Raw genomic sequence first — 15642 nt, forward strand, 5'->3', positions numbered from 1 at the left:
GGTTGGTCTTCAATACCCTCTCCTTCCTGACCCAGGTTGCCGTGCTGTTGGTGGTCCTGGTCCTGCTGCATAAGCCCCTTGGCATCTACATCGAACGGGTGCTCGCCGGGACCACGTCCTCGCGCGCAGAGAACATCTTCTATCGCCTGGCCGGAGTGGACCGCACCGCCGAACAAGGATGGTCTGTGTACCTGCGCAGCGTCCTGGTGTTCTCCGCGGTGTCCATCCTGGCGGTCTTCCTGTTGCAGCGGCTCCAGAGCATCATCCCGGGAACGGGGCCCGCAACTCCCGTGGATCCGTGGGTGGCCATGAACACCGCGATTTCCTTCGTGACGAACACCAACTGGCAAACCTACGTCCCCGAGTCCACAGTGGGGATATTCGTCCAGATGTGCCTCCTGGCGGTACAAAACTTCCTGTCCGCGGCCGTGGGCATCGTTGTGGTTGCCGCCCTCATCCGGGGCATCACCCGAACCCGCACGGACAAAGTCGGCAACTTCTGGGTAGACCTGGCCCGGACCACCTTCCGGCTCCTCCTGCCTTTGGCCACCATCGGTGCGGTGGTGCTGGTGCTTGGCGGCGTGGTGCAGAACTTCTGGTCCACTGATGTCACCAACGCGGCCATGGGTGTCAGCCAAACCATCCCCGGTGGTCCCATAGCCTCACAAGAGGCCATCAAGGTCCTGGGGACCAACGGCGGCGGCTATTTCAACGCCAACTCCGCCCACCCCTTCGAAAACCCGAACGCCTTCACCAGCCTGTTCCAGGTGTTCCTGATCCTGCTCATTCCGTCTGCCCTGCCTTACACCTATGGACGGATGGTGGGTGACCAGCGCCAGGGATTCACCGTCGCCGGCGTCATGGGCACCCTGTGGCTGGGTTCCACGCTGCTCATGGGCGCTGCGGTAGCTGCCGGACAAGGTACGGCGACGGCGGCTGCCGGCGGCCTGGGCGAGGGTTTCGAACAGCGTCTTGGACCGGCGTCGAGCGCTTTGTTCGCCGCCTCCACCACCTTGACCTCCACGGGCGCAGTCAACGCCGCACACGACTCGCTGCCACCCTTGGCCGGAGGTGTGGCCATGGTCAACATGATGCTCGGCGAGGTGGCTCCCGGCGGCACCGGCTCAGGACTCTACGGCATGCTCATGCTGGCCATCATCGCCGTGTTCATCGCCGGACTGATGGTGGGCCGGACACCCGAGTTCCTGGGCAAGAAGATCGGCCCACGCGAAATGAAGCTGGCGGCCCTCTATATTTTGGTCACGCCCACGCTGGTCCTGGTCTTCGCGGCCATCACCGTCCTCCTGCCCGGAATCATGGCCAACGCCCCGGCCTCCGGCCCGCACCAGTTCAGCGAAGTCCTGTACGCCTTCACCTCTGGTGCCAACAACAACGGCTCCGCGTTCGGCGGCATCACGAGTTCCGGACCCTACCTGTCCACCATGCTGGGCCTGGCCATGCTGTTCGGACGCTTCCTGCCCATCGCCCTGGTCCTGGCGCTCGCCGGTTCCCTGGCAAGGCAACACCACGTGCCCGCGTCGTCGGGAACCGTACCAACGCACGGTCTGCTGTTCGGGTCCCTCCTGATGGCAGTCACCGTCATCCTCACCGCGCTCAGCTACTTCCCGGCCCTGGCCCTGGGCCCCCTCGCAGAAGGACTCGTCGCATGACCAAGTCATTGACGGAAGCCGCCACGGCTACACTCGCCGACGGCAACCCGCTGGGAACTCCCGGCGAACACAAACACCACACCAAAGCGCCCGCCAGGCTCACGTTCACGGCAGTACGCGAGGCCCTGCCCGTAGCCTTCCGGAAACTGGCCCCGCGCCAGATGCTGCATTCACCGGTCATGTTCACGGTGTGGGTGGGGGCGGCCCTCTGCACACTGATCTGCGTGGCGCGGCCCGCGGTCTTCAGCATCGCCATCACGCTGTGGTTGTGGCTGACCGTGCTGTTCGGCACGTTGTCCGAGGCCATCGCCGAAGGACGCGGAAAGGCCCAGGCGGACAGCCTGCGCGCCAGCCGGGAGGGCGTCATGGCCAAGGTCCGTTCAGCGGACGGCACCATCAGGGAAGTTCCAGGAACCGAACTCCGGCTCAACGACACGGTGGTGTGCGAGGCCGGCGATGTCATCCCCTCGGACGGGGAGATCATAGAAGGCCTCGCGAGCGTGGACGAATCCACCATCACGGGCGAGTCGGCTCCGGTGATCCGGGAGTCCGGCGGCGACCGTTCGTCCGTGACTGGAGGAACGCGCGTCTTGTCCGACCGGATCGTGGTCCGGATCTCGGCCGACCCCGGCGAAACCTTCATTGACCGCATGATCAAGCTCGTGGAGGGCGCCGTCCGGCAGAAGACACCCAACGAGGTGGCCCTCCACGTTCTCCTGGTCTCCCTGACCGTGGTTTTCCTCGTCGTGACCATGAGCCTTGCCCCGTTCGCCTCGCTCGCCGGGGCCACGCCGTCGCCCATTGTGCTCACAGCGTTGCTGGTGTGCCTCATCCCCACCACGATTGGTGCGTTGGTGCCGGCCATCGGGATTGCCGGCATGGACCGGCTCGTCCAGCACAACGTGCTGGCAACCTCGGGACGCGCGGTCGAGACGGCCGGTGACATCACCGCCCTGCTGCTCGACAAGACGGGGACCATCACGTTCGGCAACCGTCGCGCCGTGGAGTTCCACCCGGCGTCGAACGTTGGCCGGCAGGACCTGGTTGAAGCCGCCCGGCTGTCCAGTCTCGCGGATGAAACGCCTGAGGGCCGGTCGATTGTGGAACTGGCTGATGGGCGCGGAAGCAACGGCCCGGGGCTGGAAGAACTCCAGGCTGCGGACAGCGCGCTCGAGGTGGTGCAGTTCAGCGCCAGCACCCGCATGAGCGGCTTGGATACAGGCGGACGGATGCTCCGGAAAGGTGCTTCCGCCGCGGTTGCTGCCTTTGTGACTGAGGCCGGCGGCGCCGTTCCCGTTGACGTTGATGAGGCGGTGCGCCGGATCTCTGCCAGCGGCGGGACCCCGTTGCTGGTCGCCGAGAAGAACCACGACGGCGGAGCCCGGGTCCTGGGAACCGTCCACCTTGCGGATGTGGTCAAGCCGGGCATGACGGCACGCTTCGCTGAACTGCGGAAGATGGGCATCCGCACGGTCATGATCACCGGCGACAACCCCGTGACCGCAGCAGCCATTGCCGCCGAAGCAGGCGTGGACGATTTCGTGGCCGAAGCCACTCCCGAGGACAAACTCGAGGTCATCCGCCGCGAACAGGAACAGGGCCGGCTTGTGGCCATGACCGGCGACGGAACCAACGATGCCCCGGCGCTCGCCGCGGCCGACGTAGGGGTTGCCATGAACTCCGGCACTCCCGCCGCCAAGGAAGCGGCGAACATGGTGGACCTGGATTCGGATCCCACCAAGCTCATCAACATCGTGGGCATCGGCAAACAATTGCTGATCACCCGCGGAGCCCTCACTACCTTCTCCGTGGCCAACGATGTTGCCAAGTACTTCGCGATTGTCCCGGCCCTCTTCACGGCGGCGTTCCCGGGACTGGGCCTGCTCAACATCATGGGACTGGCCACGCCTGCCTCGGCCATTCTTTCCGCAGTCATCTTCAACGCGCTGATCATCGTGGCCCTCGTGCCGTTGGCGCTGCGTGGCGTGAAGTACCGTGCGGTTTCGGCGAGCCAGGCACTGGGCAGGAACCTCTTGGTCTATGGACTGGGAGGCCTGGTGGCGCCGTTCATCGGCATCAAACTCATTGACATGCTCATCGCCCTCATCCCCGGCATGGCTTAGGAGGCCCCCATGAAGACGCTCACTGGTTACATCCGGCAAGCAGCAACAGCCCTGCGGTTCCTGGTGCTGGCCACCGTTGTGCTCGGTGTCGCCTACCCACTCGCCGTGTTCGGCGCGAGCCAACTGACGGCACCGTTCCAAGCAAATGGTTCGGTCATTCACGACGCCGAAGGGCGGCCCGCTGCCTCGGCGCTGCTGGCGCAGGTGGCCGCCACTGCAGACGGCGTGCAGGACCCCCGGTGGTTCCATGCACGGCCGTCGGCGGTCGGCTGGGATCCGGCGTCATCGTCCGCAAGCAACCTGGGTCCCAACGAGCAAAAGCTGCAGGACGCGGTGACTGCCAACCGGAACGCCGTGGCTGCGGGCGAGGACGTGGCACCCTCCCAGGTCCCGGCCGATGCCGTGACGGCGTCGGGATCGGGCCTTGATCCGGAGATCTCCGTGGACTATGCCATGCTGCAGGTCCCGCGGGTGGCCCGGGCCCAAGGGCTGCCCGAGGACGCCGTACGGTCCATGGTTGAGGCGCGCACGAGTTCCGGCGTGGTGGCCTTCCTGGGCCAGCCAAGCGTCAACGTCACCACGTTGAACCTCGACGTGGCCGCGGCTGGAAGCAAGTAACCGATGGTTCACCGAGTGAAAGAATGACGTCATGGCAAGGGGTACGCTGCGCATTTTCCTGGGGGCCGCCCCGGGCGTCGGGAAGACCTACGCCATGCTCGAGGAAGCCCACCGCCTGAAAGGCCGGGGCGAGGACGTGGCCGTGGCTTTCGCCATGGACCACGGTCGGATGGAGACACGCGCCCTGCTGGATGGGCTGGAGGTCCTTCCGTCGAAGGCCATGGATTACCGGGGAACCTCCTTCGAGGAGCTCGACGTCGACGCCGTCCTGGCACGCAGGCCGCACACCGCCGTCGTGGATGAATATGCCCATTCGAACGTGCCCGGCAGCCGGAACCCGAAGCGCTGGCAGGACGTCGAGCAACTGCTCGACGCAGGCATCGATGTCCTGTCCACCGTCAATGTCCAGCACCTGGCATCCCTGGGCGACGTGGTCACTGCCATCACCGAGGTGAAGCAGGCCGAAACCGTGCCTGATGACGTGGTCCGGAAGGCCTCCCAGATCCATCTGGTGGACATTTCGCCGGAGCTTCTCCGCCAGCGGCTCGGCGACGGACGGATCTATGCGGCGGACAAGATCGATGCCGCCCTGTCCAACTACTTCCGCCTGGGCAACCTCACGGCATTGCGCGAGTTGGCACTGTTGTGGCTGGCGGACAGGGTGGACGAAGGCCTGGCACGCTACCGGGCCGAGAACCGCATTGAGGCAAGCTGGCCGGCCAGGGAACGGATCGTGGTGGGGCTCACGGGGGGACCCGAGGGTGAGGTCTTGATCCGGCGGGCAGCCCGCATCCTCAAGCGGGTCAATGGCGGGGACCTCCTGGCCGTCCACGTCCGGGCCTCGGACGGCTTGGCCACGGAGTCGCCCAAGGACCTGCGGACACAACGCACCCTGGTCAAGGACCTGGGCGGCAGCTATCACACTGTGACGGGGGAGGACCCGGCCACGGCCTTGCTGGACTTTGCCCGCAGCGTCAATGCCACGCAGATCGTGGTGGGGGTTTCGCGACGGAAGTCGTTGCCGGGGCGCTTGTTTGGCGGAGTAGGCAACAAAGTGGTCCGTGAGTCGGGCGATATCGATGTCCACATGGTTTCGCATCCCCTCGGGGGCCGCGGCCGGGAACGCCCTCGCCAAGGTGATCTGGGCCGGATGCGGGTTGGCATCGGATTTGTGCTGGCCGTGGTGCTGCCCGTGCTGGTGCAGGTGCTGTTGGCGGCCAGCCCCACCCACAACATCGCCACCGCCGCACTGATCCAGCTCACCGGTTCCGTAGTGGTGGCGTTGGTTGGCGGGCTCTGGCCAGCCCTGCTCGGTGCGCTGTGGAGCAGCCTGCTGCTGAACTACTTCTCCGTCCCTCCCTTGGGAACCCTGACCATCAGCGATCCCCAAAACCTGCTGGCCCTGCTGGTCTTTGCCGGTGTTTCCACGGCCGTGGCCGTAGTGGTGGACCGCTCGGCGCGTCGGTCCAAGGAAGCCTCGCGCGCCCGCGCGGAGGCCGAGACGTTGGGCGACCTGACCCGCGGGGCCTCCGTTGCGGAGGACCCCGTGCAAGGCCTGTTGGAGCAAGCGACGGCGGTGTTCCAGGTTCGGCGGGCGGCACTGTATACCGCGGCCGCAGACCCTGATACCACCGGCGAAAGCGCCGACACACAACGGTGGCGCCTCACTGCGGCAGCAGAATCAGGGCCAGCGGAATCCGGGTCAGGGCAACCCCCTGCGGGTTCCCCCGGGCCTTCTCTTTCGGGCTCGCCAGCGGTTTCTCCCGCTCCGGATTCTGTGGAGACCGTGGAACAGATCGACGCCGGCACGCGCCTGGTCCTCACCGGAAGGGCCCTGCCTGCCAGCGACAGGCGCCTCCTGGGGGCCTTCGGGGCACATCTTGCGGCCTTGCTGGAACGTCGCCAACTGGCAGCAAGCCGACGGGAAGTGGTGCGCCTGGCCGAGAGCAACAGCATGCGCACGTCCATCCTTCGGGCGGTTTCCCACGACCTCCGCACTCCCTTGGCCGGGATCAAGCTGGCCGTTGGTGGATTGCGCCAACCTGGCGTCACGTACACCAAGGATGAAGAACAGGACCTGCTGGCCACCATCGATGAATGCTCGGACCGCCTGGACGTCCTGGTGGGAAACCTGCTGGACATGTCCCGGATAACCTCCGACTCCGTGACCCCGCTGCTGAAGCCGGTGCGCTGGTCCGAGGTAATACCCGCATCCCTCCATGGAGTTCCCGCGGGTACAGTGCGGGTGGACCTTCCTGCCAACATGCCGGAGGTGGAAGCCGACGCCGGCATGCTGGAACGGGTGATCGCCAACATCGTGGAAAACGCCGTCAAGTACGCGCCCAACACAGACATCGTGGTGGTGGGCGCGGCCGGCGGACTGAGCACCGTGGCACTGAACGGGCGACCTGCCGGTGAGCTGCGCGTCATCGACCACGGGCAGGGTGTTCCAGCGGCCAACGTCCTGCAGATGTTCCAGCCCTTCCAGCGCCTGGATGATGTACCCGCGGCCACCGGCGTTGGCCTGGGCCTGGCCGTAGCCAAGGGGTTTATCGAAGCCATGGCTGGAACACTCACTGCTGAGGAAACCCCGGGCGGTGGCTTGACCATGGTGCTCCGGCTGCCACTCTCCACCGGCTCGTTGTTTGTCCATCCCACCGGCCAGGCTCCCATGGAGGCACGATCAGTGCTGCTCCACCGCCATCACACTCCGCCGTTGCCAGCCAAGGAAGGGCTGCAGTGAACAACATCCTGGTGGTGGATGACGATCCCCATTTGCTGCGGGCCCTCGGCATCACGCTCAAAGCCCACGGCTATGCCGTGGCCACAGCTGCCGACGGCGAAGCGGCCCTGCACGTTGCCGCCCAACGGCCTGTCGCCGTCGTGATCCTCGACCTTGGCTTGCCGGACATGGACGGCACCGCCGTCATCGAACGGCTGCGGCAGTGGAGCAGCGTCCCTATCCTGGTGCTGTCCGCGCGGCACGGCTCCAACGATAAGGTGGAGGCCCTCGATGCCGGAGCGGACGACTACATCACCAAGCCGTTTGGCCTCGATGAGCTGCTGGCCCGGTTACGGGCGATCCTTCGGCGCAGCAACGAAGCCGGTCCGGAGTTTCCGGTGGTCGAAACGGGATCGTTCACCGTGGACCTCGCCAAGAAGCGGGTCAGCAGGGAAGGCCAAGACATCAGGATGACTCCTACGGAGTGGAACATCCTGGACATCCTGGTCCGCAACCCGGACAAGCTGATCACGCAGCAGCAACTCCTCAACGAGGTGTGGGGGCCGTCCTATGCCAAGGAAGGGAACTACCTCCGCGTGTACATGGCCCAGCTCCGTCGCAAGCTTGAAGCTGAGCCCGGCAATCCCCGCCACCTGATCACGGAGCCGGGGATGGGGTACCGGTTCGTTCCGTGAGTGGGGGACTACACTGAACACTCCGGACGAACTCACGCCGCGGACAACCTAGGAGGACTCCCATGAAAATCAGCGCCCGCAACCGCCTCAAGGGCACCATCACGGAGATCACCAAGGGAGCCACCACGGCCCACGTTCGCATCCAGATTGAAGGCTCGGTGATCACCGCATCGATCACCAACGAGGCAGTGGACGAGCTTGGCTTGGCGGTGGGCGGCGAAGCCTACGCCGTGGTTAAGGCATCCGATGTGATGATCGCCGTGGACGAATAGGTGTCCGTCAGGCCGCGTAGACCGTGATCGCCGTGGCCTTGATGACAAAATAGGCCTCTGATCCAGGTGCCAGGCCGAGTTCCGCGGACGCTGCCGGTGTGACATCTGCGGCGAGGTGTCCTGCCCGGACACGGATCAGGTCTCCGTGGGGTTCGAGGTCCGTGATGGTGACCTTGAACGAGTTCCGGGGGCTGCCGTGCCCGGCCGTTGCGTAGATCGAGACAGCCGACGGCGGAAAGGCTGCGGCTCCGGGGTTGCCGGGGAAGGCCGCGTCTTCGCGTTGTCCGGCGATCTCCAGGCCGTCATCCGTAGCCAGGCCGGATTCGGTGATGGTGCCGGTGAGCAAGTTCAGGCCGGACAGTCCCGCGGCAAACCGGCTGCGCGGACGCTCGAGGATTTCGCGGGTAGGGCCCTGTTCGATGATATGGCCGTCCTCGAGTACCACCACCCGGTCGGCGAGCATGAGGGCGTCAAGGATGTCGTGGGTGATGATGATGGCCTTGCGGTCTGCGAGCACCCGCTTGAGCAGGCGCCGCAGCAGGGGAGCGGCGTGTATGTCCAACGCGGCCATGGGTTCGTCGAGGAGGAGCAGCTCCGGATTGGTGGCCAATGCCCGGGCAACGGCGACACGCTGGGCCTGGCCGCCGGAGAGTTGGCCGGGACGCCTGGCGGCGAATTCGACGGCGTCAACCTCGCCCAGCCAATGCTGCGCAATCTGGTGGGCTTCCTTGCGGGACGCCCCGGCTGCGCGGGGTCCGAAGGCAACATTGTCCACGACGGTCAGGTGCGGAAAGAGCAGCGACTCCTGGGCGAGCAAGGCGGTGCCGCGGGCGTGCGGCGGCGTGAAGGTGCCGCCGTCGATGTCGAACAGGGTCCTTGCACCGATCTCCGCGTAGCCGGTATCCGGCCGGAGCAAGCCGGCCGTGATCCCCAGGAGCGTGGATTTGCCCGCCCCGTTGGGACCCAGGACGGCGACCGTTTCGGCCGGACCGATGTTCAGCGAAACGTCGAAGTTGCGGGCCTTCAAGGCCACGTTCAGGGTGAAGGTCATGCCGTAGCTGCCTCGGTGACGGGTTGGGTGCGGTAGCGCCGGTAGGAAAGCCCGACGACGGCGACGGCCACCGCTACCAGTACGAGGGAGAGTGCGACCGCGGCATCGGCGTCCGTTTCGCGTTGCAAGTAGATCTCCAGGGGGAGAGTGCGCGTGACTCCCTGCAGGCTGCCGGCGAATGTCAGGGTGGCGCCGAATTCGCCGAGGCAGCGGGCGAAGGACAGCACGGCGCCCGAGGCCAGTCCTGGCAGGACGAGCGGAATGCTCACCCGCCGCAGCACCGTGGTGGGACGGGCACCGAGAGTGGCGGCGACGGCCTCGTATTTGGTTCCCGCCGTGCGCAGGGCGCCTTCGAGGCTGACCACCAGGAACGGCAGCGCCACGAACGTCTGGGCGAGGACCACCGCGGTGGTGGAGAACGCTATCTGGATTCCCGCTACTTCCAGGGTCCTTCCGAGGAGTCCTTGGCGGCCGAAGGTGTAGAGCAGGGCGATGCCTCCCACCACGGGCGGCAGGACGAGCGGCAGCAAGACAAAAGCCCGCAGCAGGCGTTGCCCGGGAAAGCTTCCCCGGGCGAGTACCAGCGCCAGCGGAACGCCGAGAACGATGCACAGGAGCGTGCTGGCAGCGGACGTACGCAGGCTCAGGCCCAAGGCGGTCAGCGACGACTCCGAGGTGATGAGGGGAACGAACTGGGTCCAATTGACCTTGGCCACCATGGCCACCAGCGGCAGCAGAACGAAGAGTCCGCCTGCTGCCGCGATGGCGTAGATCCATGGTGGGATGCCGGTGTACCCGGTCCTGCGGCGTGATGGCATCCGTGCAGTCTACGGGGTGCCGAAGCCTGCGTCGGTGAGGACCTTCTTGCCTTCTGCGCTGGTTACGGCCGCGATGAAGGCCTTGGCCAGGTCCTTGTTCTTGCTGGCCCCGACCGTTGCGATCGGGTAGGTGTTCACGGCCTTGTCCGATTCGGGGAAGGGGATGCCCTTGACCTTGTCGCCAGCGGTCTTGACGTCCGTGACGTAGACCAGTCCGGCGTCGGCCTCCTGCGAGGTGACCTTGCCCAGGACATCGGTGACGGAGGACTCTTCACTGACCGGGGTCAGCGTGGTGCCCGTGGCCTTTTCGATGGTCTCAGTCGCTGAGCCACAGGGGACCTGCGGGGCACAGACGACTACCTTGACGCCGGACTTGGCGAGGTCGGCGAACCCTGCGATGTTGGCCGGGTTCGACGGCGGAACGGCGATCTCCAGGACGTTCGTGGCGAAGTTGGTCGCCGTGCCGTCGACGAGCTTCGCATCGGTGAGCTTGGTCATGTTCTTGGTGTCGGCCGAGGCGAAGACGTCGGCCGGGGCACCCTGGGTGATCTGGGTGACCAGGTCCGAGGAACCTGCGAAGTTCAGCGTGACCTTGGTGCCCGGGTTGGCGGCCTCGAAGTCCGAAGCGATCTTGGTGAACGTGGACTTCAGCGACGCAGCGGCGAACACGGTAACGGTTCCGGAGAGCTTGGCGCTTTCGGTGGCGGTGGCCGTGCCGGATGCGGCCGGGGTGGCGTTTCCTCCGCCGCAGCCTGCAAGGCCTGCGACGAGCGCGCCTGCGGCGAACAGCGTAGTGATGGTCTTGGGGGCGATCCTCATATGATGCTCTTTCCTTGGGGTGTTTCGATGATGACTGTGGTGGCTTTGACCACGGCGGTGGCCACTGAACCAAGTTCCAGTCCGAGTTCACGGACGGCTTCGCTGCTCATGAGGGACACGACCCGAAAGGGGCCGCACTGAAGCTCTACCTGCGCCATGACCTTGTCCGCCGTGATGCCGGTAACCAGTCCGACGAACCGGTTGCGGGCAGAACTGCCGATCTTGGTTGGGTCATCAGGTAGCTGCGCCTGTTCCCGGGCCAGGGTTGCGAGCTCAAGTCCGTCCACCGCGAGGCGGCCGGACTCGTCCTTGGTTGGCGTCAGGATCCCGTTTTCGGTCCAACGCCGGACAGTGTCGTCACTGACACCGAGGAAGCGCGCTGCTTCAGCGACTCGTATTTTGGCCATAAGACCAGAATATTCCCTGATATGCGGTTCAAACCAAGCCAAGAGTCCGTAAATTCGAATGTGACTGATCTGATCAGTACACATCCCGCAGGTAGCGTTTCTGGGCGGCGAGGTTCTTGACGTAGCCCTTGGCTTCGATTTCGGAGATGCCGCCGTGCGCGGCTGCGATTTCCGTGAGGGTTTTGTCGACGTCTTTGGCCATCCGGCTGGCGTCTCCGCAGACGTAGAAGTGCGCCCCCGATTCGAGCCATTTCCAGAGTTCGGCGCCGTGTTCGCGCATGCGGTCCTGGACGTAGATTTTCTCGGCCTGGTCGCGGGAGAACGCGAGATCCAGGCGGGTGAGGAACCCGTCGGCGTGCATGGCGGAGATTTCGTCTTTGTAGTAGAAGTCGGTTTCGGCGTGTTGTTCGCCGAAGAACAGCCAGTTGGGTCCGGTGTGGCCTTGGGCGCGCCTGTCGTGGAGGAACCCGCGGAACGGTGCGATGCCGGTTCCGGGTCCAACCATGATCATCGGTGTCTCCGGGCCCGCTGGCGGACGGAAGCTTGAGGCCTTCTGGATGTAGATGGAGACGTTGTCGTCTTCAAGGTGGTCCGCCAGGAACGTCGAGCAGACCCCGTGCCGGGGCGTGCCTTCGCAGCCATACCGCACCGCGGAGACCGTGAGTTGGACCTCACGGGGGTCAGTCCTGGGGCTGGAGGAGATCGAGTACAGCCGCGGCTGCAGGGGTTTGAGCACGGTCAGCCACTCCTCTGCCGTTGCCTTGACGTCGAGGCTTTTGAGGACGTCCGCCGGTTGCCGGGCCCAGAGCCATTCGGTGAGGGCTTTCTTGTTTTCCGGGCGCAGGAGTGAGGCGAGGTCCGCGTCGTGGGTGCGGTCCAGGACAAAGCGCAGGAAGTCCGGGGTGATTTTCGTGATGTCCAGCCGTTCCCGCAGGGCGATCTCCAAGGACATGGTCCCGTGGTCGGGCAAGGTCACCGGCGTGGCTGCGTCCAGGGCCGTGAGGTTGAGCCATTCGATGACGAGGCGTGGGTTGTTCCGCGGCCAGACGCCAAGGGCATCGCCGGCTTCGTAGGTGAGAGAGCCGTCTGGGAGGTGGAAGCCGAACTGGCGCACGTCCTTGGACGCGCCGGGGCGGCTCAGCAGCTCATTGCGGACAAGCAACGTAGACAGCGGAGCCTTGCGTGTATACCCGGATGGTTCCGGAGATCCGGGTTCGACCAGGTGGGGGATGGGTTTGGGAGCTCTCACGGGCGCAACGGCAACGTTGGCGCCGGTATCGGGTGCTCCCACAGACACAGGGTGCTTCGCCTGTGCGGACTCAGGCGCCTCGGCGGTCAAAGCGGTCTGGATGGTTGCCAGCCACGCTCCGGCGGGTTCCTCGAAGTCCGGCTCGCAGTCGGTGCGGGGAGCCATTCTGGTGGCACCGAGCTCGGCCAGTCGGGTGTCGAGCTTGCGGGCGTAGCCGCAGAAATCGTCGTAGCTGGAGTCCCCGAAACCCAGGACGCTGTACCGGGTTCCGGCAAGTGTGGGGGCGGTCTCGGCGCTGATCGCGTCCCAGAACGAGGAACCGTTGTCGGGGGCTTCGCCGTCGCCCGTGGTGCTGGTAACCACCAGCAGTTCCGCAACCGAGGCCAAAGTGAGCACATCGACGTCGTCCATGCAGCGCAGATCCGCTGGCCGGCCCGATGCGGTGAGTTCCGTGGCGCATTGGGCGGCGAACTCTTCGGCGTTGCCGGTCTGTGATGCCCACACCACCAGAACCGGAGGCTTGGAAGCGTCAGGGGTTCCGGCGGCTGCCGGCGGGGAGACGGTTGCTGGTGCCGCCGCAGCGGCACCGGAGGTGTTGCCAACAGCGGCGGGCGCGGCTGGGGATGAGAGTTCCAAGGTCCCGCCGGGGACGGGGGAGCGGGAGTACATGCCGGCGAGCATGCCGTCGATGAACATCCGCGTCTCCGGCGCGAACGGGGCGTTGGCTGGCAGTGCAGGTGCGCCGTGCGTGAGGTTGGCGGCGCCGGCGTTCAGCGCGGCAAGCATACCGGACAGGTAGGCCTGCTCGGTCGCGGTAAACGCGGGAGCCGGTGCGGGTTCGTGTCCCAGGATCCGTGAGAGCACTTGTCCTTGTGTCACTGCTGATACCTCCATGGCCGAGGTCTGGCCGGGTGTGTTCGGTGGCGCTGCCGGCACTCTGGCCTCTGCCGCAGCCGGCACGGACGGGGCTGCCGTGTCTGCGGGGACGGCGGGTGTGCTGGTCTTGACCTTGGTCAGGACCACGGCGCAGGCTTTGAATTCGGGTTGTTGGGAGATGGGGTCGATTGCGTCGTTGGTGACGGCGTTGATGGACAGGTATTCGCCGAAGGCATCGTTCCAGTGGAACGGTGCGAAACAGTTCCCGGGACGGACGCGGTCGGTCACGACGGCGGGAAGGACCGCCCGCCCGCGGCGGGACGCGACCTCGACGCTGTCTTTGTCGACGATGCCGAGCCGTTCGGCGTCCTCGGGGTGGATTTCGACGAACGGACCGGGGTTGAGTTTGTTGAGTTTGGCGACCTTGCCGGTTTTGGTCATGGTGTGCCATTGATGCGCGAGGCGTCCGGTGTTGAGCAGGATGGGGTAGTCGTCGTCGGGCATTTCCTTCGCGTCCATGTGCGGGCGGGCGAAGAACGAGGCCCGGCCGGTCGCCGTCGGGAACGCCAGTCGCGGAGTGCTGCCATCTTCACGGACGAGCAGTTTTTGGCTGATCCCGTCGTTGAGGTAGCGGATGGGGTTCCGGCCGCTGCCCTCGGCCGTGGCCGCCGGCCACTGCACCGGGGTTTCGCGAAGCCGGGCGTAGCTCACTCCACGAAGGTCGTACCCGGTCTTGGGGTTCCAGAATCCTTTGATCTCCTCGAAGACCTCCTCGGCGCTGGCGTAACTGAAAGCTTCAGCGAAGCCCATCTCGCAGGCGATGCGGGCAATGATCTGCCAGTCCGGCAGAGACTGTCCCGGTGCTTCAACACCTGGTTGGAACAACGTCAGGTTGCGTTCGGAGTTGATCATGACGCCCTCGGACTCGGTCCACAGCGAGGCGGGCAGCAGGACGTCGGCGTAGTCGTTGGTTTCGGTTTCGCGGAACGCGTCCTGGGTGATCACCAGCTCCGCGGCTTCGAGCCCGGCAAGAACCGTCTTCCGGTTCGCGACCGTTGCAACCGGGTTGGTGCAGATAATCCAGCACGCCTTGATCTGGCCCTCGGCCATACGCTGGAACATGTCGATGGTTCCGCCACCGGTCTCGGTGCGGATGGTGCCGGCAGGGACGCCCCAGGCCTTTTCGACGAACTCTCGGTCAGCGTCAACAATGGCTGAGCGCTGCCCAGGGAGTCCAGGGCCCATGTAGCCCATCTCGCGGCCGCCCATCGCGTTGGGCTGCCCGGTGAGGGAGAACGGCCCGCTCCCGGGCCGGCAGATCGCTCCGGTGGCCAGGTGGAGGTTGACGATCGCGTTGGTGTTCCACGTCCCGTGGGTGCTCTGGTTCAGGCCCATGGTCCAGCAGCTCATCCACTCACCGGCCTCACCGATCCACTGGGCGGCCTGCCGGATATCGGCTTCGGGAATGCCGGTGGTTTCGGCGACCTTCGCCGGGGTGTAGTCGGCCAGGAACTCCGGCATGGCCTCCCACCCCTCAGTGAATTCAGAGATGAACTCGGGATCGGTGTGGCCATTCTCCACCAGCAGGTGCATCAGCCCATTAAGCAGGGACAAGTCCGTGCCGGGTTTGATCTGCAGGAACAGATCGGCCTTGTCGGCGGTGGCATTGCGGCGCGGGTCCACGACGATCAGCTTGGCCCCCGCCTTGACCCGGTCCATCAGGCGAAGGAACAGGATCGGGTGGCAATCCGCCATGTTCGCCCCGGCCACGAAGAACACGTCGGCCTGGTCGAAATCCTGGTACGAACCCGGAGGGCCGTCAGCGCCCAACGAGAGCTTGTAGCCCGAGCCCGCACTGGCCATGCACAGCCGGGAGTTCGATTCGATCTGGTTGGTGCCGATGAAACCCTTTGCCAGCTTGTTCGCCAAGTACTGCGCCTCGAGGGACATCTGCCCGGAGACGTACAGGGAGATCGCGTCCGGGCCATGCGCGTCCAGGATCGTGCGGAGCTTTGCCGCGGTTTCGGTGATGGTTTGGTCCACGGCCATCGCCTGTGGTTCCTCGCCGCGGGAAGCCCGGACGAAAGCGCTCTCCATCCTCCCAGGAGCTGCGAGCATGTCCGCCGTCGTGGCGCCCTTCGTGCACAAGCGACCGAAGTTGGTGGGATGCTCCTTGTTGCCGGTGGACTTCAGCGCCCGGATTGCGCCCGTCTTTGGATCCTTGCCGATCTCAAGGACCAGGCCGCAGCCGACACCGCAGTATCCGCAGAGCGTCTTCACGGTACTTCCATGACCAGCAGCCAACGATTTACTTCCTCACCT

11 protein-coding genes are annotated in these 15642 nt (G+C 65.5%); 6 read left to right on the forward strand and 5 right to left on the reverse strand.

Going from position 1 to position 15642, the window contains the following annotated elements; translation table 11 throughout:
* Window positions 1-2: 2 nt before the first annotated feature.
* The 6 genes from kdpA to ACIPY3_RS05305 all read left to right on the forward strand — a co-directional run bounded on the left by kdpA (window position 3) and on the right by ACIPY3_RS05305 (window position 8100).
* Window positions 3-1670 carry a potassium-transporting ATPase subunit KdpA gene (gene kdpA, locus ACIPY3_RS05280; protein ID WP_400331007.1) on the forward strand — a complete coding sequence of 556 codons (1668 nt, stop codon included), beginning with the start codon at window positions 3-5 and terminating at the stop codon, window positions 1668-1670.
* Entirely contained in the window at window positions 1667-3793 is a 2127-nt protein-coding gene (gene kdpB, locus ACIPY3_RS05285) for a potassium-transporting ATPase subunit KdpB (RefSeq protein ID WP_400331010.1), read from the forward strand. Before kdpA ends, kdpB begins: the two co-directional genes overlap by 4 nt.
* 9 nt (window positions 3794-3802) lie before the next feature.
* Window positions 3803-4411 (forward strand): potassium-transporting ATPase subunit C, encoded by a 609-nt coding sequence (locus ACIPY3_RS05290; RefSeq protein ID WP_400331013.1) that lies wholly within the window; start codon window positions 3803-3805, stop codon window positions 4409-4411.
* Between the two features lie 31 nt (window positions 4412-4442).
* A complete protein-coding gene (locus tag ACIPY3_RS05295) occupies window positions 4443-7154 on the forward strand; it encodes a DUF4118 domain-containing protein (RefSeq protein WP_400331016.1) in 2712 nt (903 codons plus the stop codon).
* Complete coding sequence (locus ACIPY3_RS05300; RefSeq protein WP_400331019.1) at window positions 7151-7828, forward strand: response regulator; 678 nt, start codon at window positions 7151-7153, stop codon at window positions 7826-7828. The genes ACIPY3_RS05295 and ACIPY3_RS05300 overlap by 4 nt, the downstream gene beginning before the upstream one ends.
* Window positions 7829-7890: 62 nt before the next feature.
* Window positions 7891-8100 carry a molybdopterin-binding protein gene (locus tag ACIPY3_RS05305; RefSeq protein ID WP_400331022.1) on the forward strand — a complete coding sequence of 70 codons (210 nt, stop codon included), beginning with the start codon at window positions 7891-7893 and terminating at the stop codon, window positions 8098-8100.
* Between the two features lie 7 nt (window positions 8101-8107).
* On the opposite strand, the gene ACIPY3_RS05310 is transcribed toward ACIPY3_RS05305, so the two are convergent.
* From ACIPY3_RS05310 to ACIPY3_RS05330, 5 genes are all read right to left on the reverse strand, one after another.
* Window positions 8108-9151 carry a sulfate/molybdate ABC transporter ATP-binding protein gene (locus tag ACIPY3_RS05310; RefSeq protein ID WP_400331026.1) on the reverse strand — a complete coding sequence of 348 codons (1044 nt, stop codon included), beginning with the start codon at window positions 9149-9151 and terminating at the stop codon, window positions 8108-8110.
* Window positions 9148-9969: an ABC transporter permease gene (locus ACIPY3_RS05315; RefSeq protein WP_400331029.1), complete on the reverse strand. Its 822-nt coding sequence runs from the start codon at window positions 9967-9969 to the stop codon at window positions 9148-9150. Before ACIPY3_RS05315 ends, ACIPY3_RS05310 begins: the two co-directional genes overlap by 4 nt.
* 9 nt (window positions 9970-9978) lie before the next feature.
* The gene (gene modA / locus ACIPY3_RS05320; RefSeq protein ID WP_400331032.1) at window positions 9979-10788 is read right to left on the reverse strand and encodes a molybdate ABC transporter substrate-binding protein; all 810 of its coding nucleotides are present in this window, start codon (window positions 10786-10788) and stop codon (window positions 9979-9981) included.
* Window positions 10785-11195 carry a molybdopterin-binding protein gene (locus tag ACIPY3_RS05325; protein ID WP_400331035.1) on the reverse strand — a complete coding sequence of 137 codons (411 nt, stop codon included), beginning with the start codon at window positions 11193-11195 and terminating at the stop codon, window positions 10785-10787. The genes modA and ACIPY3_RS05325 overlap by 4 nt, the downstream gene beginning before the upstream one ends.
* A 73-nt stretch (window positions 11196-11268) precedes the next feature.
* Entirely contained in the window at window positions 11269-15600 is a 4332-nt protein-coding gene (locus ACIPY3_RS05330; RefSeq protein WP_400331037.1) for a molybdopterin-dependent oxidoreductase, read from the reverse strand.
* Between the last annotated feature and the right edge of the window lie 42 nt (window positions 15601-15642).

Source organism: Paenarthrobacter sp. NPDC089714, assembly GCF_044748905.1.
Lineage (GTDB): Bacteria > Actinomycetota > Actinomycetes > Actinomycetales > Micrococcaceae > Arthrobacter.